This is a genomic window from Vibrio sp. D173a, assembly GCF_030248475.1.
Window position 1 is genome coordinate 1 of sequence record NZ_JAHGAH010001625.1, and the last position, 577, is coordinate 577.

1 protein-coding gene is annotated in these 577 nt (G+C 48.2%); it reads right to left on the bottom strand.

Translation table 11 applies throughout. From position 1 onward, the window contains the following. Positions 1-266 precede the first annotated feature (266 nt). Positions 267-577 (bottom strand): PDZ domain-containing protein (locus KIV40_RS35200; RefSeq protein ID WP_285354120.1); only part of this gene is annotated, 311 nt, incomplete at its 5' end.

The window sequence follows — 577 nt, forward strand, 5'->3', positions numbered from 1 at the left end:
ATGCGGGTAAGCGTAAGCTTGGCTTGAAGCCGGCTGATCTGGATAATTTCCGCGGTGAGCGTGGTCGTCGTGGTGGATTACTGCCAAGAGGCCTACAGCGTGTTACTCGTATCGATATTGAGAGTGACGAGTAATCGCAGCTTTTGATCAACAGCTTTATAGATAAGAAAAAACCCAGCCTCGAGCTGGGTTTTTTGTATGTCTATGTTAGCGATTGAATAGCTGTAGTGATCAAATAGAGGGACATCACGCCTATTCTACAAGCTCTATAAGCGCGTATCCTCAGCAATCGTCACCTTCAGCGTCTTGCTCTCGCCTTGACGCAGGATCCCTACATCAATCACAGTGCCGGGTCTCAGGTCGGTAACAATATCCATCACACTTTGACGACCATTTACCTTGATGTTGTCGATACTGATGATGATGTCTTGAACCTCAAAGCCCGCATCGGCCGCTGGACCAACAGGGTCGATACCCAGAACGACGATCCCACCAATATTTTTATTACCGAGTAATCGAGAGGTCACCGAGTTGATATCCTGACCATCGATACCTATGTAGCCACGGATCACACGAC